The organism is Micromonospora sp. WMMD1076 (assembly GCF_029581475.1).
In the GTDB taxonomy this organism is placed as follows: Bacteria; Actinomycetota; Actinomycetes; order Mycobacteriales; family Micromonosporaceae; genus Micromonospora; species Micromonospora aurantiaca.
Genome location: NZ_CP120862.1, coordinates 1,427,228 through 1,446,273, shown reverse-complemented (window position 1 = coordinate 1,446,273; position 19,046 = coordinate 1,427,228). Strand labels below are relative to the sequence as shown.

Below are 19,046 nucleotides of genomic sequence, written 5' to 3'. Positions count from 1 at the left end.
TGCGCGAAGCGTTGAGAAGGGGCCCTTCCTTCGGTTCTCAGATGCGGCGGCGGCCGTAGACACCGGCGAAGATGGCGACGCCGACGGCGGCGAAGCCGACCTGGAGCGCCAGCTCGATCCAGTCGATGCCGGCGGTGTCATCGACGCCGAACGCACCGGCCACCAGGGTGCCGACGAGCGCGGCGACCACACCGATGAGCAGGGTCAGCCAGATCGGGATGTTCTGCTTGCCCGGCACCACCAGGCGCCCGAGCGCGCCGATGACGAGGCCGATGATGAGCGCGGTGAAGAAGCCCGTGATCTCCACGAGAGGCGTCCCTTCCCTCGGATGTGTTGACGCCTCGCTGGTTGCCCCGATCAACCGTTCGGCCAAACCCGGGAGCTGCTTTCGTCACGGAACTGTCATGACCGTCCCTGATCAGTGGTCCGAGGGCTGGCGGCGGCGCGGCGCGCCGGGCGGCTCCTCCCTGTCGATGCGCAGTTCCCGCTCCAGCTCGGCGATCACCATCCGCAGGTCGTCCAGGCGCTGGCTGATCGCGATCCGGTCCACCTCGTCCGGTATCCCGTCCCCGTCGGAGTCGTAGTCCGAGGCCAGCCCCTCGGTCATCTCCAGCCGGCGCGCCTCCTCCATCGAGTTGACGATGACGGCGATGAGGATGTTCAGCAGGAGGTTGACCGCGATCATCACGAAGCTGACGTAGTAGAGCAGCGTCCACGGCGACACCTCCAGACCTTGTTCCAGCAGGTCCGGCAGCGTCTCCAGGGACAGCAGCACGAACAGCGTGACGAGCGAACGGCCGATGTCGCCGTACTGCTCGGGGTAGCGGTCGCCGAAGATCAGCCAGCCCGCCATGCCGTACACGTAGAGCGTGACGGCGGCGAGCGCGAGGAAACCCGCGACGCCTGGGAGGCTGCGCCACAGCGCCGCGACGATGGTCCGCAGGCCGGGTGAGAAGCGCACGAGGCGCAGCACCCGGGCGACCCGGATGAACCGCAGCACGGCCGAGTCGCCGTGCAGGCCCGGAACGAATATGGCCGCTGTCACCAGCAGGTCGAAGACGTTCCAGCCGTGCCGGAAGAAGTCCTGCGGGCGGCGGCCGTACGCGAGCACCCGGATGGTGATCTCCACGACGAAGACCGCCCGGAACATCCACTCCGTCCACCGCAGCACCGGCCCGGCCGCGCCGAGGTTCGGGTACGTCTCGATGCCCAGCACCACGCCGTTGGCCATGATGAGCACCACGATGGCCACCTCGAACGGCCGGGACGCGACGATCCGCGCGCACTGGCCGGCCAGTCCGCGCCTTCCGTTACCGGTCCGGCGCCCGCCGCGCGGGGCCGGAACCGTGTCCGCGATCAGCGTTCCCCTCCGGAGCGCCGGAATCGGACGACGCGCGCGCAACGGGGGGTAGCCACGCGGACACTCTAGTGGATCACCGAGGGCGGGCGGCCACGGCCGAGGCGCGCAGTGCCCGGCTCAGAGCCAGCCCCGGCGTTTGAACAGCAGGTAGAGCGCACCGCAGACGGCGAGCATCAGGGTGACCGCGAACAGGTAGCCGTATCGCCAGTCCAGCTCCGGCATGTGTGTGAAGTTCATCCCGTAGACGGTGCCGATCAGGGTGGGCGCGAACAGGATGGCCGCCCACGCGGAGACCCGTTTGATCTCCTCGTTCTGCTCGAAGCTCGCAGCGGTCAGGCTGCGCATCTCCTCGTTCTGCGCCTGCGACACCAGCGTGGCGTTGACTGTGAGGATGTTCTGGAGCAGGTGCCGGAACCCGTCCACCCGCTCCACCACCTGGGTCAGGTGGTCGGCCACGTCGCGCAGCCGGCGGCGCAGCTCCTCGTCCGTGCCGTATCTGTCGAAGCCGTGAGTGAGCGCGTCGACGACCTTCAGCAGCGGCCGGGCGGCCCGCTGGAACTGGATCACCTCGCGGCTCAGCTCGTAGATGCGGCGGCTGGCGTTCGGGTCGCCGCCGAACACCTCGGTCTCGATCTCGTCGATGTCGTTCTCCAGCCCGGCCACCACCGGCGCGTAGCCGTCCACCACCCGGTCGAGTACGGCGTAGAGCACTGCTTCCGGGCCGAGCGCGAGCACCTCCGGTTCGGCCTCCAGCCGTCGCCGTACGCCGGCCAGGTCGGGCGTGCCGCCGTGCCGCACGGTGAGCACGAAACCGGGGCCGAGGAACAGGTGCAGCTCGGCGAACTCGACCGCCTCCCGCGCGTCCAGGTAGCGGGCGGCGCGCAGCACCACGAACAGGGTGTCGCCGTAGCGTTCCAGCTTGGGACGCTGGTGGGCGTTGATCGCGTCCTCGACGGCCAGGTCGGGGAGCTGGAACTCGGCGGCCAGCGAGGCCACCTCCTCCCGGCCCGGCCGGCGCAGCCCGATCCAGGCCATCGCGTCGCCGAGCTGTTGCAGGCAGCGGAACGTGTCGGCGAGGGTGACGGGCGACGCCCGGCGTACGCCGCCGACGTAGACGCCGCTGTCGACCAGCCCGTCGGGTCGCTCCGGCTCGGCCGCGCCGGCGTCGATGGCGTGCTCGTCCAGGCGCCGGCCGAACCCCTCCGAGGACCGGTTGTCCGCCATGCCCCCTCCCCCGCTGCTCGGCCGGGTCGCCGAGTCCCCCGCCGGCGCTCGCGCAAACGTCAGGGGCGGTAGCGGTAGCCCATGCCCGGTTCGGTGATCAGGTGCCGGGGCCGGGCCGGGTCGTCCTCCAGCTTGCGCCGCAGCTGGGCCATGTACTGCCGCAGGTAGTTCGTCTCGTGGTGGTACTCCGGTCCCCACACGTCGTGCAGCAACTGGCGCTGGCTGACCAGCTTGCCCGGGTTGCGCAGCAGCTTCCCCAGCATGGCCCACTGGGTGGGGGTGAGCTTGACCTCGACGCCGTCGTCGCGGGTGACGGTCCGGTCGGCCAGGTCCACGGTGTTGCGGCCGATCCGCAGCGCGGGCACGGCGGGCGTGGCCGGGGCGAGCCGCCGGGTCACCGCCCGGATGCGGGCGAGCAGTTCGTCCACGCCGAACGGCTTGGTCACGTAGTCGTCGGCGCCCGCGTCGAGCGCGGACACCTTGTCCTCGCTACCGGCCCGGCCGGACAGCACGATGATCGGGACGGCGGTCCAGCCGCGCAGGCCCCGGATGACCTCGGTGCCGTCCAGGTCGGGCAGGCCGAGGTCGAGCACCACCAGGTCCGGCGGGTGCGCGGCGGCGGCTTTGAGCGCGGCGGCGCCGCTGTCGGCCACCTCGACGTCGTAGCCCCGGGCGCGCAGGTTGATCCGCAGGGCGCGCAGGATCTGCGGCTCGTCGTCGACGACCAGGATCCGGGTCATTCCTGCGGCCCCTCCGGCTGGGTGGCGGCCGGCAGCCGCAGCACCATGGTGAGACCGCCACCGGGCGTGGTCTCCGGGGTGATGCTGCCACCCATCACCTCGGCCAGTCCCCGGGACAGCGCCAGCCCCAGACCCACCCCGGTCTGGTTGTCCCGGTCGCCGAGGCGCTGGAACGGCAGGAAGACGTGCTCCCACTGGTCCTCCGGGATGCCCGGCCCGGTGTCGATCACCCGTAGCTCGACCTGTCCGGCGTGCGCGCTGGCGGTGATCGTCGGCGGCCGGCCGGGCGGGCTGTGCCGCAGCGCGTTCGCCACGATGTTGACGAGCACCCGCTCCAGCAGGCCCGGGTCGGCGAGCGCCGCCGGCAGGTCGGCCGGGATGTCGGTGGTCACCTCGGCCGCCGCCGGGCCCAGTTCGTCGAGGGCCAGGGGTACGGCGTCCTCCAGCCCGATCGCTGTGGCGCTCACGCCCAGCGCACCGGCCTGCAACCGGCTCATGTCGAGCAGGTTCGCCACCAGCCGGCCCAGCCGGTCCAGCGACTCGTCGGCGGTGGCGAGCAGTTCCTCCCGGTCGTCCGCGTCGAACTCGACGTCGTGGCTGCGCAGGCTGCTCACCGCGGCCTTGGCCGACGCCAGCGGCGTACGCAGGTCGTGGCTGACCGCCGCGAGCAGCGCGGTCCGCATCCGGTCGGCGGCGGCGAGCGGGCGGGCGGTGGCGACCTCCTCGGCCAGCCGTTCCTGGCGCAGCGCGACGGCGGCCTGCGCGGCGAACGCCTCGACCACCCGCCGGTCGGCCGCCTCCAGCCGCCGGCCCGCGAGCACCACGCTGAGCCGGTCATCGACCGGCACCACCGTCTCGCCCGCGCTCGGGCTGCCCGGCGGCCGTTCGCCGACGCTCGCCACCACCCGCCAGGCGTCCGCTTCCCGGGCGCGCGCCGGGCGTCCCCCGGCCTCGTCGGTCAGCTCCAGTACGCTCACCGCGCGCAGCCCGAACGTCTCCCGCAGCCGGTCCAGCAGCGCGGGCAGCGGTCGCTCGCCGCGCAGCACGCTGCCCGCCACGGTGGCCAGTGTCTGCGCGTCGGCGGAGGCCCGGGCCGCCTCGCGGGTACGCCGGGCCGCCACGTCGACCACCCAGCTCACCGCGATGGCGACGCCGACGAACACGCCCAGGGCGAGCAGGTTGTCCGCCTCGGCGATGGTGAGCGTCCGGTACGGCGGGGTGAAGAACCAGTTGAGCAGCAGCGAACCGCCGAGCGCGGCGACCAGCGCGGGCCACAGCCCGCCGACCAGCGCCACGCCCACCACACCGGCGAGGAACAGCAGGATGTCGTTCGTCAGGGTGAGATCGGGCAGCGTCCGCAGCACGAGCGTGAGCAGCGGCATGCCGAGCACCGCGAGCGCGTACCCGATCAGCCGTCGCCGCCGGGACAGCGCGGCGGGCACCGACGCGCCCCGGCGCCCGCGCCCCGCCTCGGGGTGGGTGACCAGGTGCACGTCGATCGGGCCGGACAGCACGGTGGTGGTCACCCCGACGCCCCGGGAGAACACCTGCGCGAACCGGCCCCGGCGGCTCGCGCCGAGCACGAGCTGGGTCGCGTTGACGCCCCGGGCGAAGTCCAGCAGTGCCGCCGGGATGTCGGTGCCGAGCACCTGGTGGTACGTGCCGCCGAGGCTCTCCACCAGCATCCGCTGCCGGGCCAGCTGGGCCGGGTCGGCGCCGGCGAGCCCGTCGCTGCGCGCCACGTGCACGGCGAGCAGGTCGGCGCCCTTGCTGCGGGCGGCGATCCGGGCCGCCCGGCGGATCAGCGTCTCGCCCTCCGGGCCGCCGGTCAGCGCGACGACCACCCGTTCCCGCGCCTCCCAGGTGTCGGAGATGCCCTGCTGGGCGCGGTACGCGTCGAGCTGCTCGTCGACCTTGTCGGCCAGCCACAGCAGCGCCAGTTCGCGCAGCGCGGTGAGGTTGCCGACCCGGAAGTAGTTGCCGAGCGCGGCGTCGATCTTGTCGGGCCGGTAGATGTTGCCGTGCGCCATCCGGCGGCGCAGCGCCTCCGGCGTCATGTCGACCAGCTCGACCTGCTCGGCGGCCCGGACCACCTGGTCCGGCACCGTCTCCCGCTGGGTGGTGCCGGTGATCTGCGCGACCACGTCGTTGAGCGACTCCAGGTGCTGCACGTTGACAGTGGAGAGCACGCTGATCCCGGCGTCGAGCAGCTCCTGCACGTCCTGCCAGCGCTTCTCGTGACGGGAGCCGGGCACGTTCGTGTGCGCCAGTTCGTCCACCACGACCACCCCGGGCCGCCGGGCCAGCACCGCTTCCAGGTCCATCTCGGTGAACTCGACGCCCCGGTAGGTCATCGACCGGCGCGGCACCACCTCCAGGTCGCCGATCATCTCGGCGGTGTGCCGGCGGCCGTGCGTCTCGACCAGGCCGATCACCACGTCGGTGCCGCGCTCGGCCCGGCGCTGGGCCTCTTCGAGCACGGCGTACGTCTTCCCGACGCCCGGAGCGGCACCGAGATAGATCCGCAGTTCACCCCTGCCCACGACCCCCATCCTCCCCGAGTGCAAGGAAGGGCCCCCTGTTAACGCCTCGCGAGGTGAAGGGGGCCCTTCTTAACGCCTCCGTCAGCGCGCCGGGAACGCCTCGTCCAGCGCGAGGTTGAGTTCCAGCACGTTCACACCGGGCTCGCCCATGAAGCCCAGCGCCCGGCCGGTGGTGTGCTCGGCGACCAGCCGCCGTACCGCCGCCGGGTCCGCGCCGCGCTCCCGCGCCACCCGGGCCACCTGGATCCGGGCGTACGCCGGGGAGATGTGCGGGTCGAGGCCGCTGCCACTGGCGGTGACCGCGTCGGCCGGCACGGCGGGCCGGGCCGGGGCGTCTCCGCGTACCGGGCTGACGATGCCACCCTCGGCCACGTAGTCGTGGCCGGGCTGCGCCGCCTCCACCGGTACGCCCTCCCAGGTGGTGACGAACGGCGTCGCGGGCGCGGCCTGGTTGACGCTCACCACGCGGGTGATCCGGCCGGTGAGGCCGTCGGCGCGGAACACGGCGAGCACCGCGCCCACCCCGTCCGGCGTGCAGTACGGGCGCCGCCCGTCCACGCCGTCCAGTTCCCCGGCCGCCTTGCTGCGGGCGCAGACCTGGGTGAGCAGGCTCTGCGCCGAGGTCTCCTCGTCGCCGGTGAGCGTGTCCACCACGCTCTCCGGGCCGAGGTTGCCCGCCGCGGTGGCGGTCGGGTCGTAGCCGTCCCCGGCCGCCGACGGGCGGGACTGGAAGTAGCGCGGGACCGGGTTGCCGTCCGCGTCGGTGAACGACTGGCCGATCAACGAGCTGCCGACGGTCCGGCCGCCGACTGTGAGCAGTGAGCCGTCCGCCCTGCCGTCGAGGCCGGGCAGCCGGCCCACGGCGACCAGGGCGAGCGGGTAGACGAGGCCGAGCAGGACGGTGAAGACGAGCACCGCGCGCAGGGCGGCCAGGTGCTGGGAGAGCCAACTGGGAAGGCGCATCACGAGATCCCCGGGACGAACTGGACGAGCAGGTCGATGAGCTTGATGCCGGCGAACGGCACCACGATGCCGCCGAGGCCGTAGAGCAGGAGGTTGCGGCGTAGCAGCGTCGAGGCGCCGGCCGGGCGGTAGCGCACGCCGCGCAGGGCCAGCGGGATCAACGCCACGATGACCATCGCGTTGAAGACGACGGCGGAGAGGATCGCCGACTCGGGGCTCGCCAAGCGCATGATGTTGAGCCGGTCCAGCGACGGGTAGATGCCGGCGAACATGGCCGGGATGATCGCGAAGTACTTCGCGATGTCGTTGGCGATGCTGAACGTCGTCAGCGCACCCCGGGTGATCAGCAACTGCTTGCCGATCTCCACGATCTCGATCAGCTTGGTCGGGTCGGAGTCGAGGTCGACCATGTTGCCGGCCTCCTTCGCGGCCGACGTGCCGGTGTTCATGGCGACGCCGACGTCCGCCTGGGCCAGCGCGGGCGCGTCGTTGGTGCCGTCGCCGGTCATGGCGACGAGCCGGCCGCCCTCCTGTTCCTTCTTGATCAGCGCGAGCTTGTCCTCCGGCGTGGCCTCGGCGAGGAAGTCGTCCACGCCCGCCTCGTCCGCGATCGCCTTCGCGGTACGCGGGTTGTCACCGGTGATCATCACGGTACGGATGCCCATCCGGCGCATCTCGTCGAAGCGCTCCCGCATCCCGGCCTTGACCACGTCCTTGAGGTGGATGACGCCGAGCGCCCGGGCCGGTTCCCCGGTCACGTGCTCGGCCACCACGAGTGGCGTGCCGCCGGTGCCGCTGATCGCGTCGACCAGTTCACCGACCTGCGCGGTCGGGTGGCCGCCGTTGTCGCGTACCCACTTCATCACCGCGGCGGCCGCGCCCTTGCGGACGCGCCGGACGCCCCCGTCGGCGTCGAGGTCGACGCCGCTCATCCGGGTCTGCGCGGTGAACGGCACGAACGTGGCGTGCGGGACGAGGCCGGGCTCACGCTCGCGCAGCCCGTACTCGTTCTTGGCGAGCACCACCACCGAGCGGCCCTCGGGGGTCTCGTCGGCCAGGCTGGACAGTTGCGCCGCGTCGGCGAGCGTGGCCGCGTCCACGCCGGTCACCGGCAGGAACTCGGCGGCCTGCCGGTTGCCGAGCGTGATCGTGCCGGTCTTGTCCAGCAGCAACGTGTCGACGTCACCGGCCGCCTCGACCGCCCGGCCGCTCATCGCCAGCACGTTGCGCTGCACGAGCCGGTCCATGCCGGCGATGCCGATCGCGGACAGCAGCGCGCCGACGGTGGTCGGGATGAGACAGACCAGCAGGGACACGAGGACGACGCCGGTGACGCCGGAGTCGGTGATCGCCGCGGTGTCCGGCGCGGCGGCCTGGTAGCCCTTCGCGAAGATCGCCATGGGCTGGAGCGTGACGACGGCGAGCAGGAAGATGATCGTCAGCGCGGCCAGCAGGATGTTCAGCGCGATCTCGTTCGGCGTCTTCTGCCGGTTGGCGCCCTCGACCAGCGCGATCATCCGGTCGATGAAGCTCTCGCCCGGCTTCTGGGTGATCCGGACGACGATCCGGTCGGAGAGGACCCGGGTGCCGCCGGTGACCGCGCTGCGGTCGCCGCCGGACTCCCGGATCACCGGGGCGGACTCGCCGGTGATCGCCGACTCGTCGACGCTGGCGATGCCCTCCACCACGTCGCCGTCGCCGGGGACGACCTGCCCGGCCTCGACCAGGACGACGTCACCCTGCCGCAGTTGCGGCGCGGGCACCGCCTCGTCCCGGTACGCGGTCGCGGCGGCACCCGGTGTCCAGCCGACCAGGCGGGTGGCGATGGTGTCCTGTTTGGCCCGGCGCAGCGTGTCGGCCTGCGCCTTGCCGCGCCCCTCGGCGACCGCCTCGGCCAGGTTCGCGAAGATCACGGTGAGCCAGAGCCAGGCGGTGATCGCGACCGCGAAGACCGACGGGTCGGCGACCGCGAGCACAGTGGTGAACAGCGCGCCGATCTCCACGATCAGCATCACCGGGTTGCGCCACAGCGTGCGCGGGTCGAGCTTGCGCAGCGCGTCCGGCAACGACCGGAGCAACTGGCGAGGGTCGAGCAGTCCGCCGCCGACCCGGTCGTCGCGGCGGCCCGGCGTGCCGGGAGCCGCTGTGTCGCCGACGACCGGCGCGCCGGCGGTCTGGAGAGGTGCTGTCATGTCCTTGTCTCTCATGGTGGTCACAGCCCTTCGGCCAGCGGGCCGAGCGCGAGCGCGGGAAGGAAGGTGAGCGCGACGAGGACCACCGTGACGCCGACGACCATGCCGACGAACAGCGGCCGGTGGGTCGGCAGGGTGCCCTCGGAGGCGGGCGTGGGCCGCTGGCGGGCCAGCGAGCCGGCCAGCGCGAGCACGAAGATGATCGGCAGGAACCGGCCGAGCAGCATGCAGAGCCCGAGCGCGATGTTCCACCACTGCGTGTTCACCGTGATGCCGGCGAACGCGGAGCCGTTGTTGTTGCCGGCCGAGGTGAACGCGTAGAGCACTTCGGACAGTCCGTGCGGCCCGGCGTTGAGCACTGTCGAGGCGTTGCCGGTGGCGAACGCGGCGGCGGTGCCGGCGAGCACCAGCGCCGGGGTGATCAGGAAGTACATCGAGGCGAACTTGATCTCGCGCGAGCCGATCTTCTTGCCCAGGTACTCCGGCGTGCGCCCGACCATCAGGCCGGCCACGAACACCGTGATCACCGCGAGGATCAGCAGCCCGTACAGGCCGGTGCCGACGCCGCCGGGCGCGACCTCGCCGAGCATCATGTGGCCCAGCGTCATCATGCCGCCGAACGCGGTGTACGAGTCGTGGAACGAGTTGACGGCGCCGGTCGAGGTGAGCGTAGTGGCCGCCGCGAACGTGGCCGAGTTCGACACGTCGAAGCGCACCTCCTTGCCCTCCAGCGCCGCGCCGACGGCCTGCGGCACCGTGCCGTCGCCGGTCAGCTCCAAGACGTTGGTGAGCGTGATGCCGGCGAGCGCGAGGATCGCCATGACGGCGACGATCGCGTAGCCCTGCCGTTTCTGCCCCACCATCCGGCCGAAGACCCGGGGCAGGCTGAACGGGATCACCAGGATCAGGAAGATCTCCAGCCAGTTCGTCCACGCGGTCGGGTTCTCGAACGGGTGGGCGCTGTTGACGTTGTAGAAGCCGCCGCCGTTGGTGCCCAGCTCCTTGATGACCTCCTGGCTCGCCACCGGCCCGCCGGTGACGGTCTGGGTGCCGCCGGTCAGCGTGGTCACGTCGGTGCCGCCGGACAGGTTCTGCACCACGCCGCCGAGCATCAGCGCGAGCGCGCCGAGCACCGCGACCGGCAGCAGGATCCGCAGCGTGACCCGGGTCAGATCGACCCAGAAGTTGCCCAGCTCGCCGGTGCGGCCGCGGGCGAAGCCCCGGACCAGCGCCACCGCCACGGCGATGCCGACTGCGGCCGAGACGAAGTTCTGCACCGCCAGGCCGGCCATCTGCACCAGGTGGCCCATCGTCGACTCACCCGAGTACCACTGCCAGTTCGTGTTGGTCACGAACGACACAGCGGTGTTCCAGGCGCCGTGCGGCACCACCGGGTCGAGTCCGAGCGAGAGCCACAGGTGGCTCTGCAGGCGCTGGAACGCGTACAGGAACAGCAGGGAGACGGCCGAGAAGGCCAGCACCGAGCGGGCGTACACGCCCCAGGTCTGCTCGGCGGCCGGATTGACCCCGACCAGGCGGTAGATCCCCCGCTCGGCCCGGGACGACCGGGTTCCGGCGACCACGCGGTGCATGTGGTCGCCGAACGGCCGGTGCACGGCGACGAGCGCCGCCACCAGCGACAGGACGAAGAGCACGCCGGCTGTCGTCATGCTCATCAGAAGCGCTCCGGGAACAGCAGGGCGACGACCAGGAACACGCCCAGGCCGATCGCCAGCACCAGGCCGACGGCGTTGACGGCGCTCACAGCTTCTCCACGCCCCTCACCACGAGGGCGAGAGCCGCGAACAGCCCCACCGTCAGCAACACGAACAGCACGTCAGACACGGCGGATCTCTCCTAGCGGAAGATGTCCTCGCGACCGCCTCCCGGCCGCGCCGGGCAATCACAACGCCGTATCCGCCGGACGGACAGGGGCTTTGACGCGACCGTCACGCGCGGCCGCGGTTTCTTGACGCGCTTTTCACGCCGCCTCCGCGGCCGGTGATCCGGGTCACCGGATCAGCCTCGCCACCGATCGACCGGAGGTGCCGGTACCCGGGGCCGAGCACCGCGGCGAATCCGATCGGCACGGCCCGGGACCAGGCGTCGCCCGGGCCGGTCAGCTCGCCGTGGTGGTGCGCCAGCTACCCGGCGAAGACCGCCGCGCCCAACGCGGCCACCGCCGCGACCGCGCGCAGGTCGGCCACCACTGCGACCCGGAATCTGGTGGATCCGTACGAACGATCTCGTCCCACGTCCGCCTCCCCCGTCAGTACGGCCTTCGCGGGGCATACGGGCGGGCCGGGCTTCTCACGCCGCCTTCATCCGCGGCGCGGCAGTCACGAGCGGCGAGGCGCCGGTCTCAGCGGCCGGGGGCACTCGCCGGTCGCGCGGCGCATGGGCCTCGTTACTGAGCGTGAGGTCAGCGCGGCATCTCGCGCCAGCCGGAACCGCTCGCGCGCCACGCCCCGGCCAGGATCGTCGCCGAGCCGCGGCTCGGGCATTGCTGGATCCGGGACCGGCCGCTCGCCCCGCCGATCTGCGCCTGGACCTGCCACTGGCTTCCGTCGGTACGGATGTAGACGTCGCGCCGTCCGCGAGGGTTGCTGACGCCGTTCCACCAGTGTTCCTCGACCACCATGCGGTGACCGTACCCCAGGAGACCCGGACCGGCCCAGACCGGAATTCCGTTGCTCCGCGTCACCGGGCGGCGGCACCCTCCACGGATGACCCCACCGGACCTGCCGCGCCAGTTCACCATCCGCGAAGGCGAGCTGCGCATCCTCAACCCGTTCGACGACGTCAAGCTGGCCACGCTGGGCCGGGCGATCCGGCTGCGCCCCGGCGACGAGCTGCTCGACCTGTGCAGCGGCAAGGGCGAACTGCTCTGCACCTGGGCCCGCGACCACGGGATCACCGGCACCGGGGTCGACCTGAGTACCGCGTTCACCGCCGCCGCCCGGGAACGCGCCGCCGGACTCGGCGTGGCCGACCGGGTACGGTTCGTGCACGGCGACGCCGCGGCGTACACCCCGGAGCGGCCGGTCGACGTGGCCGCCTGCGTCGGCGCGACCTGGATCGGCGGCGGGGTGCCCGGGACGCTGGAGCTGCTCGACCGGGCCTTGCGGCCGGGCGGCATGGCGCTGGTCGGCGAGCCCTACTGGCGGCGTGACCCGCCGGACGAGGAGGCGGTCGCCGGCTCGCACGCCCGGTCCCGCGACGAGTTCACCGACCTGCCGGGCCTGGTCGAGTCGTTCGGCGCGTGCGGGTGGGACCTGGTCGAGATGGTCCTCGCCGACCAGGACAGCTGGGACCGGTACGCCGCCGCGCACTGGCTGAACCTGCGCCGCTGGCTGGACGCGAACCCGGACGACGAACTGGCCCCGGAGCTGCGGCGGGAGCTGACCGGGGATCCGCTGCGGTACGTCCGTTTCCAGCGCGAGTACCTGGGGTGGGGCGTGTTCGCGCTGCTGCGGCGCTGACCTGCTTAGCGAACGGCTACGCAGGGTAAAGACAGATCATGGGACAGTTGCGCACCTCGCCGCCGCCACCACAGGCCTCGGAGTTGGAGCGGTGGGTGCTGGACAGTCCCGAGGATCTGCGCGGGCTGCGCGCCTCGCTCCGTGACGCGCTGAACCGGCACGGCCTGGTGCAGGGTGCGGACCTCGACGAGGTGCCGCACCTGGTCGTGCTGGTCGCCACCGAACTGGCGAGCAACGCGCTGCGGCACGGCCGGCCGCCGACCATCATCACGCTGCTCACCACCGATGACCGGTTCCTGCTCGACGTGGCCGACCACGACGTGCGCACCGTGCCGGAGCTGACCGGCATCAGTCCCACGGACTCGGGTGGGCGGGGTCTGTTCCTGGCCCAGTCGGTCTCGCTCGACGTCGGGTGGTACGCCACCGAGAAGACCAAGAACATCTGGGCCTCGTTCTCCCGGTGACGGCCGGGGACCGCCGGGCGAGGGCTCAGCGGTCCCCGGCCGGGATCGGGTCGTCGTACTGGCCGGACGGCCCGGACAGCGGTTCGCCGTCCACCAGCGGCCACGGGATGCCGTCCTCCACGGCGACCCGGTAGCGCAGCAGCTCACCGGAGCGGCCGGCGACCGCGCCGACCGTGTCGGCGGTGCGGAACGTGCCGTCGCCCCGGGCCGGGTAGCCGATGCCGGGGGCCACCCGGCCGGCCGCCGGGACCGGCGTCGGCGTGGGACGCGCGTCCGGCGCGGGCGCGCTCGGTGCCACCGCCCGCACGGTCCGCCGCACGTCGATGCGGTCCAGCAGGTCCGGGTGCCGGGCGGCGTACCCGCCGGCGGCGAGCACGGCCCCGACCAGGACCACCGCCAGGACCCGCGGTGATCGCGGCCTCCGTCGTCGCCGGTGCAGCCCCCGGTCATGCCCGCCCACGTCGATCTCCGTCCGTCGCGCCGCCCCGCTCCGGGCAGGAGTACGGACGCCGGGCCCGGACGGTTGAACGGGCGGGCCGGGTACCGTCGGTGCCGGGGTGGGCGACCTGCCGCCTGTCGGAGTTCAGGGAGAGCCACCCGTGTCACCAGCCGAGCGACTGCTCGACGCCGCCGTCGCGACCGCACGCGCCACCGACGTACGCGCTGCCGAGCGAGCCCTCGACGGGCTCGTGGTGGCCGACGGCGCGGCGGTGGACGCGGCGCTGCTCGCCCGGCTCACGCGGGACGTGGGCCGGCTCTGGCCGCGTGGCTGGCAGCCCGCCGACCTCGATCGGCTCGCCGTCCGGCGGCTCACCCCGCGCGGCGCCCGGCTGCTGCGCGACGCGATGGCCGCGCAGCGGCGCACGCTGCCCGCGCCGGTACCGGCCTGGTTCGACGATCAGCTCACCGACACGGGCGCCCGCTGGGACGACGACGCGGGCTGGCTGAACCGGCGCGCCGACGGGGACCGGATCACCGCGCTGCGGGACGCGGTCGACGCGGCCGTCCTGGTGGCGGGGCTGCCGCCGATCGCGGCGCTCCGGCCGCCACCCGGTTCGGCGGGCACCGCCCTGGCCGCCGCGACACCGAGCGGTTCCCGGATGCTCGACCGGGTACGCGCGCTGCTGGCGAAGGCCGAGTCGACCGGCTACCCGGCCGAGGCGGAGGCGTTCACCGCGAAGGCGCAGGAGCTGATGGCCCGGCACAGCATCGACGCGGCGCTGCTCGACGCCGGGGCCGACCGGTCCGGCGGCCCGGGTGGCGTGCGGATCGGCGTCGACGCCCCGTACGCGGCCGCGAAGGCGCTGCTGATCCAGGAGGTCGCGGCGGCGAACCGGTGCGAGTCGGTCTGGTCCGACGACCTGGGCTTCGCCACAGTGCTCGGCTTCCCGGCCGACCTGTCGGCTGTCGAGCTGCTGCACACCTCGCTGCTCGTGCAGGCCACCGCCGGGATGCTGCGCGGCCGGGGCGAGCGCGGCAGGGCCGGCGGGCGGCGCACCAAGGGGTACGACGAGTCGTTCCTCAACGCGTTCGCGCTGCGCATCGGCGACCGGCTGCGCGCGGCCAGCACGGCGGCGGCCGAGGAACTCGACGACGACCGGCTGCTGCCGGTGCTCGCGGCCCGCTCAAACGCCGTCCGGGAACGCGTCGACCAGCTCTTTCCGGGCACCACCCGGCACCGCCTCCAGGTGCGTGACGAGCAGGGCTGGGTCTCCGGCACCAGCGCGGCCGACCGGGCCTCGCTCGACCCGGGCCGCCCGGCACGCCGTCCGCTACGCGGGGGCCGCTGACCTTTCCCGGGGGATGATGTCGGATCGGGCGGACCGGCTCCGACCCGTCTGCGAGGCGCCACCGCCGGTGGCCCGCACCCGAGGAGTGCACCGTGAAGTACATGCTGCTGATCTGGAACCGGCCCGGCTTCGTGGAGGAGCTGTCCGAGGCGGAACGCACAGCCGTCTTCGGTGAGGTCGACGAGATCATGAAGGAGCTGACCGAGTCCGGCGAGCTGGTCGGCGGCGAGGCGCTCGCCCACCCCTCGCAGAGCCGTACGGCCCGCCCGGCCGCCGGTGGCGGCGTCGAGGTCACCGACGGGCCGTTCATGGAGAGCAAGGAGCAGTTCGCCGGCTACCTGACGGTCGACTGCGAGACCCCGGAGCGGGCCGCCGAGATCGCCGCGCGCTGGCCGGACGTACGGCACGGTTTCGGCGTGCTGGAGGTGCGCGCGGTGATGGAGCAGGCCGGGACGGAGATGTGACAGGACCTGTGGTCGAGGACCTGCTGCGCACGCTCGCGCCGCAGGTCCTCGGCGTGCTCGTCCGCCGCCACGGCCAGTTCTACGCCTGCGAGGACGCCGTGCAGGAGGCGCTGCTCGCCGCCGCCGTGCAGTGGCCGGAACAGGGCTTGCCGGACCGTCCCCGCTCCTGGCTGGTCACAGTCGCCACCCGGCGGCTCACCGACGAGTGGCGCAGCGAGCGCGCCCGCCGGGAACGCGAGGTGGCGGTGGCGGTCCGGCAGCCCGCGTACGCGACTGTCGCGCCGCCCGCCGACGAGGAGCGGCCCAGCGGGGACGACACTCTGCGGCTGCTGTTCCTCTGCTGCCATCCGACGTTGCCGGTCAGCGGGCAGGTGGCGCTCACGCTGCGTGCCGTGGGCGGGTTGAGCACCGCCGAGATCGCCCGCGCGTACCTGGTGCCGGAGGCGACGATGAGCCAGCGGATCCGCAGGGCGAAGCAGCGGATCGAGGCGTCCGGCGCGCGTTTCACGCTGCCGTCCCCGGCGGACCGGGACGAGCGGCTGGGCGCCGTGCTCCGGGTGCTCTATCTGGTCTTCAACGAGGGCTACACCGCGTCCAGCGGCGAGGTGCTGCACCGGGCCGAGCTGACCGGAGAGGCGATCCGGCTGACCTGGGAGCTGCGACGGCTGCTCCCGGACGACGGCGAGGTGGCCGGGTTGCTGGCGCTCATGCTGCTCACCGACGCGCACCGGGCCGCCCGTACCGGGCCGGACGGTGAGCTGGTGCCGCTGGCGGAGCAGGACCGCAGCCGATGGGACCGGGACGCCGTCGCCGAGGGGGTGGCGCTGGTGACCGAGGCGCTCACCTGGTCGGCGCCGGGGCCGTACCAGGTGCAGGCGGCCATCGCCGCTGTGCACGCGGAGGCACCCACCGCCGAGGACACCGACTGGCGGCAGATCGTCGCGCTCTACCGGGTGCTCGCGCAGGTCGCGCCGAACCCGATGGTCACGCTCAACCAGGCCGTCGCGGTGGCCATGGTGGACGGCCCGCGTGCCGGGCTGTCGCTGCTGGCCACGCTCGACGCCGACGACCGGACCGCGGGCCACCACCGGCTCGCCGCCGTCCGCGCGCACCTGCTCGACATGGCCGGTGACCGTACGGAGGCCCGGGCCGCGTACCTGGCCGCCGCCCGGGCCACCACGAGCCTGCCGGAGCGGCGTCATCTGGAGGTACGGGCCGCGCGCCTGGCCGGTGACCGGCCGCGCTGACCCGCGCCTGGACAGCACTCCGGGCCGGCCCGTGGGCCGACCCGGTGGTGTGTGTGCGTCGCGTACTCAGCTCTTGAAGGCGTCCTTGATCTTCTCGCCGGCCTGCTTGAGCTTGGCGCCGGCCTGGTCGTTGCGGCCCTCGGCCTCGAGGCGCTCGTTGTCGGTCGCCCGGCCGATGCCCTCCTTGACCTTGCCCGCGGCGTCCTGCGACGTGTTGTCGATCTTGTCGTCCAGACCCATGATGACCTCCACTGATGCGGTTGCCTGACGACAACTGGTTACCCCGCCGGCCACCGGCTCAACCCCCCTCACCCGATCGGGCGGAAGCGCCGCAGCCGCAGGCTGTTGCCCACCACGAACACCGACGAGAACGCCATCGCCGCCCCGGCGAGCATCGGGTTGAGCAGCCCGGCCGCCGCCAGCGGCAGCGCCGCGACGTTGTAGGCGAACGCCCAGAACAGGTTGCCCTTGATGATCGCCAGCGTCCGCCGGGAGAGCCGGATGGCGTCCGCGGCGGCCATCAGGTCGCCCCGGACCAGCGTCAGGTCGGCCGCCTCGATGGCCGCGTCAGTGCCGGTGCCCATGGCCAGCCCGAGGTCGGCCCGGGCCAGCGCGGCGGCGTCGTTCACCCCGTCGCCGACCATGGCGACCACCCGGCCCTCGCGCTGGAGCCGCTCGACCACGTCGACCTTGTCGGCGGGCAGCACCTCCGCGATCACCTCGTCGATGCCGACCTCGGCCGCCACCGCCTTCGCCACGGTGGTGTTGTCGCCGGTGAGCAGCACCGGCTTCAGGCCCAGCTCACGCAGCCGCGCGACAGCCGCCCGGCTGGTCGGCTTCACCGCGTCGGCCACCGCGAGCACGCCCCGGGCCCGCCCGTCCCAGCCGGCCAGGATCGCCGTCCGCCCGGCGGCCTCCGCGCCGGCCGCGGCCCGCTCGACCTCCTCGGGTACGTCGAGACCCCGCTCCCGCAGCAGCCAGGCCCGGCCGACCACCACGGTCCGGCCGTCGACGGTGCCGGTCACGCCCAGCCCTTCGGCGTTGGCGAACCCGCCGACCGCCGGCAGCGGCCCGGCCTCGACCGCGGCCTCGGCGACGGCCCGCGCGATCGGGTGCTCGGAGGCGGCCTCCAGCGCGCCGGCCACCCGGAGCAGTTCGGCCGCGTCCTCGCCGTCGGCGGGCAGCACCTCGGCCAGCGCCATCCGGCCGGTGGTGACGGTGCCGGTCTTGTCCAGCACCACTGTGTCGACCCGGCGGGTGGACTCCAGCACCTCCGGCCCCTTGATCAGCACACCGAGTTGCGCGCCGCGTCCGGTGCCGACGAGCAGCGCGGTCGGGGTGGCCAGGCCGAGCGCGCACGGGCAGGCGATGATCAGTACGGCCACCGCGGCGGTGAACGCGGCGGTCGGCCCGGAGCCGGTGCCCAGCCACCAGCCGAGCGTGCCGGCGGCCAGCGCGATCACGATCGGCACGAACACACCGGAGATCCGGTCGGCGAGCCGCTGCACCGCCGCCTTGCCGGTCTGCGCCTGCTCCACCAGCCGCGTCATCTGGGCGAGCTGGGTGTCCCCGCCGACCCGGGTGGCCCGGACCACCAGCCGGCCGCCCGCGTTCACCGTGGCGCCGACCACGGGGTCGCCGGGCCCGACCTCGACCGGCACCGACTCGCCGGTGAGCATGCTGGCGTCGACAGCGGAGGTGCCCTCCTCGACCACGCCGTCGGTGGCGACCTTCTCGCCGGGCCGGACCACGAACCGGTCCCCGACCGCGAGCCGGCCGACCGGGATCCGGGTCTCCTGCCCGCCGCGCAGCACCGCCACGTCCTTGGCGCCGAGTTCGAGCAGGGCGCGCAGCGCCGATCCGGCGGTGCGCTTGGAGCGGGCCTCGAAGTACCGCCCGGCCAGGATGAACACGGTCACCCCGGCGGCGGCCTCCAGGTAGATGTTGCCGGCGCCGTCGCCGCGGGTGATGTCGAAGCTGAACGGGTGCGTCATCCCGGGCATGCCGGCGTCGCCGAGGAACAGGGCCCAGAGCGACCAGCCGAACGCGGCCAGCGTGCCGAGCGAGACGAGCGTGTCCATGGTCGCCGCGCCGTGCCGCAGGTTGACCAGCGCGGCGCGGTGGAACGGCAGCCCGCCCCAGACCACCACCGGGGCGGCCAGCGTGAGCGAGGCCCACTGCCAGTAGTCGAACTGCCAGGCCGGAACCATGGCGAGCACGATCACCGGCAGGGTGAGCACGGCGGAGACCCAGAGCCGGGTACGCGCCGTGCGCAGTTCGTCCACCGGCTCCCCGGCCGCTGCCGTCTCCGCCTGCTCGGGCGGCGGCGGCACCACGGCGGTGTAGCCGGTCTTCTCGACGGTGGCGATCAGGTCGGCCGGCGCGATGTCGTCGGCGTACCGGACGGTGGCCTTCTCGGTGGCGTAGTTCACCGTGGCCTCGACGCCGTCCATCCGGTTGAGCTTCTTCTCGATCCGGGCGGCGCAGGACGCGCAGGTCATCCCGCCGATCGCCAGTTCGATCAGGTTCGGCGCGGTGGGCAGCGCCTTTCCCGTGGCAGTCATCGCGGCACCTCCG

At 73.3% G+C, this 19,046-nt stretch carries 18 protein-coding genes; 5 read left to right on the top strand and 13 right to left on the bottom strand.

Features of this window, described 5'->3' with window-relative positions; all coding sequences use genetic code 11:
- Positions 1–37 precede the first annotated feature (37 nt).
- From O7622_RS07155 to O7622_RS07110, 10 genes are all read right to left on the bottom strand, one after another.
- A complete protein-coding gene (locus O7622_RS07155) occupies positions 38–307 on the bottom strand; it encodes a GlsB/YeaQ/YmgE family stress response membrane protein (protein ID WP_282312479.1) in 270 nt (89 codons plus the stop codon).
- 111 nt (positions 308–418) lie between these two features.
- Positions 419–1,252, bottom strand: coding sequence for an ion transporter (locus tag O7622_RS07150; protein WP_225319469.1), 834 nt, complete (start codon positions 1,250–1,252; stop codon positions 419–421).
- Between the two features lie 225 nt (positions 1,253–1,477).
- Complete coding sequence (locus tag O7622_RS07145; RefSeq protein ID WP_282312478.1) at positions 1,478–2,584, bottom strand: magnesium and cobalt transport protein CorA; 1,107 nt, start codon at positions 2,582–2,584, stop codon at positions 1,478–1,480.
- Positions 2,585–2,643: 59 nt separating this feature from the next.
- The gene (locus O7622_RS07140; RefSeq protein WP_282312477.1) at positions 2,644–3,324 is read right to left on the bottom strand and encodes a response regulator; all 681 of its coding nucleotides are present in this window, start codon (positions 3,322–3,324) and stop codon (positions 2,644–2,646) included.
- Positions 3,321–5,867, bottom strand: coding sequence for a DUF4118 domain-containing protein (locus O7622_RS07135; RefSeq protein WP_282312476.1), 2,547 nt, complete (start codon positions 5,865–5,867; stop codon positions 3,321–3,323). Before O7622_RS07135 ends, O7622_RS07140 begins: the two co-directional genes overlap by 4 nt.
- A gap of 81 nt (positions 5,868–5,948) precedes the next feature.
- Positions 5,949–6,830, bottom strand: coding sequence for a potassium-transporting ATPase subunit C (locus O7622_RS07130; protein WP_282312475.1), 882 nt, complete (start codon positions 6,828–6,830; stop codon positions 5,949–5,951).
- Positions 6,830–9,022 (bottom strand): potassium-transporting ATPase subunit KdpB, encoded by a 2,193-nt coding sequence (gene kdpB, locus O7622_RS07125; protein WP_282312474.1) that lies wholly within the window; start codon positions 9,020–9,022, stop codon positions 6,830–6,832. Before kdpB ends, O7622_RS07130 begins: the two co-directional genes overlap by 1 nt.
- Before the next feature lie 20 nt (positions 9,023–9,042).
- Positions 9,043–10,698, bottom strand: a complete 1,656-nt coding sequence (gene kdpA / locus O7622_RS07120) for a potassium-transporting ATPase subunit KdpA (protein WP_282312473.1) — start codon at positions 10,696–10,698, stop codon at positions 9,043–9,045.
- Positions 10,698–10,787, bottom strand: a complete 90-nt coding sequence (kdpF, locus tag O7622_RS07115; RefSeq protein ID WP_036343797.1) for a K(+)-transporting ATPase subunit F — start codon at positions 10,785–10,787, stop codon at positions 10,698–10,700. Before kdpF ends, kdpA begins: the two co-directional genes overlap by 1 nt.
- A gap of 657 nt (positions 10,788–11,444) precedes the next feature.
- Positions 11,445–11,663, bottom strand: a complete 219-nt coding sequence (locus tag O7622_RS07110; protein WP_013283796.1) for a hypothetical protein — start codon at positions 11,661–11,663, stop codon at positions 11,445–11,447.
- Positions 11,664–11,748: 85 nt separating this feature from the next.
- Between O7622_RS07110 and O7622_RS07105 the strand changes: the two genes are divergently transcribed.
- Entirely contained in the window at positions 11,749–12,504 is a 756-nt protein-coding gene (locus O7622_RS07105; RefSeq protein ID WP_282312472.1) for a methyltransferase domain-containing protein, read from the top strand.
- Between the two features lie 38 nt (positions 12,505–12,542).
- Complete coding sequence (locus O7622_RS07100; RefSeq protein ID WP_282312470.1) at positions 12,543–12,968, top strand: ATP-binding protein; 426 nt, start codon at positions 12,543–12,545, stop codon at positions 12,966–12,968.
- A 25-nt stretch (positions 12,969–12,993) separates the two neighbouring features.
- Here O7622_RS07100 and O7622_RS07095 read toward each other — a convergent pair whose 3' ends face one another.
- Positions 12,994–13,362, bottom strand: coding sequence for a hypothetical protein (locus O7622_RS07095; RefSeq protein ID WP_282312469.1), 369 nt, complete (start codon positions 13,360–13,362; stop codon positions 12,994–12,996).
- Between the two features lie 205 nt (positions 13,363–13,567).
- Here O7622_RS07095 and O7622_RS07090 point away from each other — a divergent pair, with 205 nt between their 5' ends.
- The 3 genes from O7622_RS07090 to O7622_RS07080 all read left to right on the top strand — a co-directional run bounded on the left by O7622_RS07090 (position 13,568) and on the right by O7622_RS07080 (position 16,469).
- Positions 13,568–14,758, top strand: coding sequence for a DUF2786 domain-containing protein (locus tag O7622_RS07090; RefSeq protein WP_282312468.1), 1,191 nt, complete (start codon positions 13,568–13,570; stop codon positions 14,756–14,758).
- Between the two features lie 101 nt (positions 14,759–14,859).
- Positions 14,860–15,222 carry a YciI family protein gene (locus O7622_RS07085; RefSeq protein ID WP_282314067.1) on the top strand — a complete coding sequence of 121 codons (363 nt, stop codon included), beginning with the start codon at positions 14,860–14,862 and terminating at the stop codon, positions 15,220–15,222.
- Positions 15,219–16,469 (top strand): sigma-70 family RNA polymerase sigma factor, encoded by a 1,251-nt coding sequence (locus tag O7622_RS07080; protein ID WP_282312467.1) that lies wholly within the window; start codon positions 15,219–15,221, stop codon positions 16,467–16,469. The genes O7622_RS07085 and O7622_RS07080 overlap by 4 nt, the downstream gene beginning before the upstream one ends.
- A gap of 66 nt (positions 16,470–16,535) precedes the next feature.
- Here the strand turns inward: O7622_RS07080 and O7622_RS07075 are convergent, their stop codons facing one another.
- Positions 16,536–16,709 carry a CsbD family protein gene (locus tag O7622_RS07075; RefSeq protein ID WP_282312466.1) on the bottom strand — a complete coding sequence of 58 codons (174 nt, stop codon included), beginning with the start codon at positions 16,707–16,709 and terminating at the stop codon, positions 16,536–16,538.
- A 68-nt stretch (positions 16,710–16,777) separates the two neighbouring features.
- On the bottom strand, positions 16,778–19,033 hold the full coding sequence (locus O7622_RS07070; protein ID WP_282312465.1) for a heavy metal translocating P-type ATPase: 2,256 nt from the start codon (positions 19,031–19,033) through the stop codon (positions 16,778–16,780).
- Positions 19,034–19,046 lie beyond the last annotated feature (13 nt).

Excerpts from the sequence above, each read along its gene's own strand:
- O7622_RS07130 (WP_282312475.1), bottom strand. The coding sequence starts at position 6,830 with ATGCGCCTTCCCAGTTGGCTCTCCCAGCACCTGGCCGCCCTGCGCGCG.
- kdpA (WP_282312473.1), bottom strand. The coding sequence starts at position 10,698 with ATGAGCATGACGACAGCCGGCGTGCTCTTCGTCCTGTCGCTGGTGGCG.
- O7622_RS07100 (WP_282312470.1), top strand. The coding sequence starts at position 12,543 with ATGGGACAGTTGCGCACCTCGCCGCCGCCACCACAGGCCTCGGAGTTG.
- O7622_RS07145 (WP_282312478.1), bottom strand. The coding sequence starts at position 2,584 with ATGGCGGACAACCGGTCCTCGGAGGGGTTCGGCCGGCGCCTGGACGAG.
- O7622_RS07070 (WP_282312465.1), bottom strand. The coding sequence starts at position 19,033 with ATGACTGCCACGGGAAAGGCGCTGCCCACCGCGCCGAACCTGATCGAA.
- O7622_RS07085 (WP_282314067.1), top strand. The coding sequence starts at position 14,860 with ATGCTGCTGATCTGGAACCGGCCCGGCTTCGTGGAGGAGCTGTCCGAG.
- O7622_RS07110 (WP_013283796.1), bottom strand. The coding sequence starts at position 11,663 with ATGGTGGTCGAGGAACACTGGTGGAACGGCGTCAGCAACCCTCGCGGA.
- O7622_RS07140 (WP_282312477.1), bottom strand. The coding sequence starts at position 3,324 with ATGACCCGGATCCTGGTCGTCGACGACGAGCCGCAGATCCTGCGCGCC.
- O7622_RS07105 (WP_282312472.1), top strand. The coding sequence starts at position 11,749 with ATGACCCCACCGGACCTGCCGCGCCAGTTCACCATCCGCGAAGGCGAG.
- kdpB (WP_282312474.1), bottom strand. The coding sequence starts at position 9,022 with ATGACAGCACCTCTCCAGACCGCCGGCGCGCCGGTCGTCGGCGACACA.
- O7622_RS07075 (WP_282312466.1), bottom strand. The coding sequence starts at position 16,709 with ATGGGTCTGGACGACAAGATCGACAACACGTCGCAGGACGCCGCGGGC.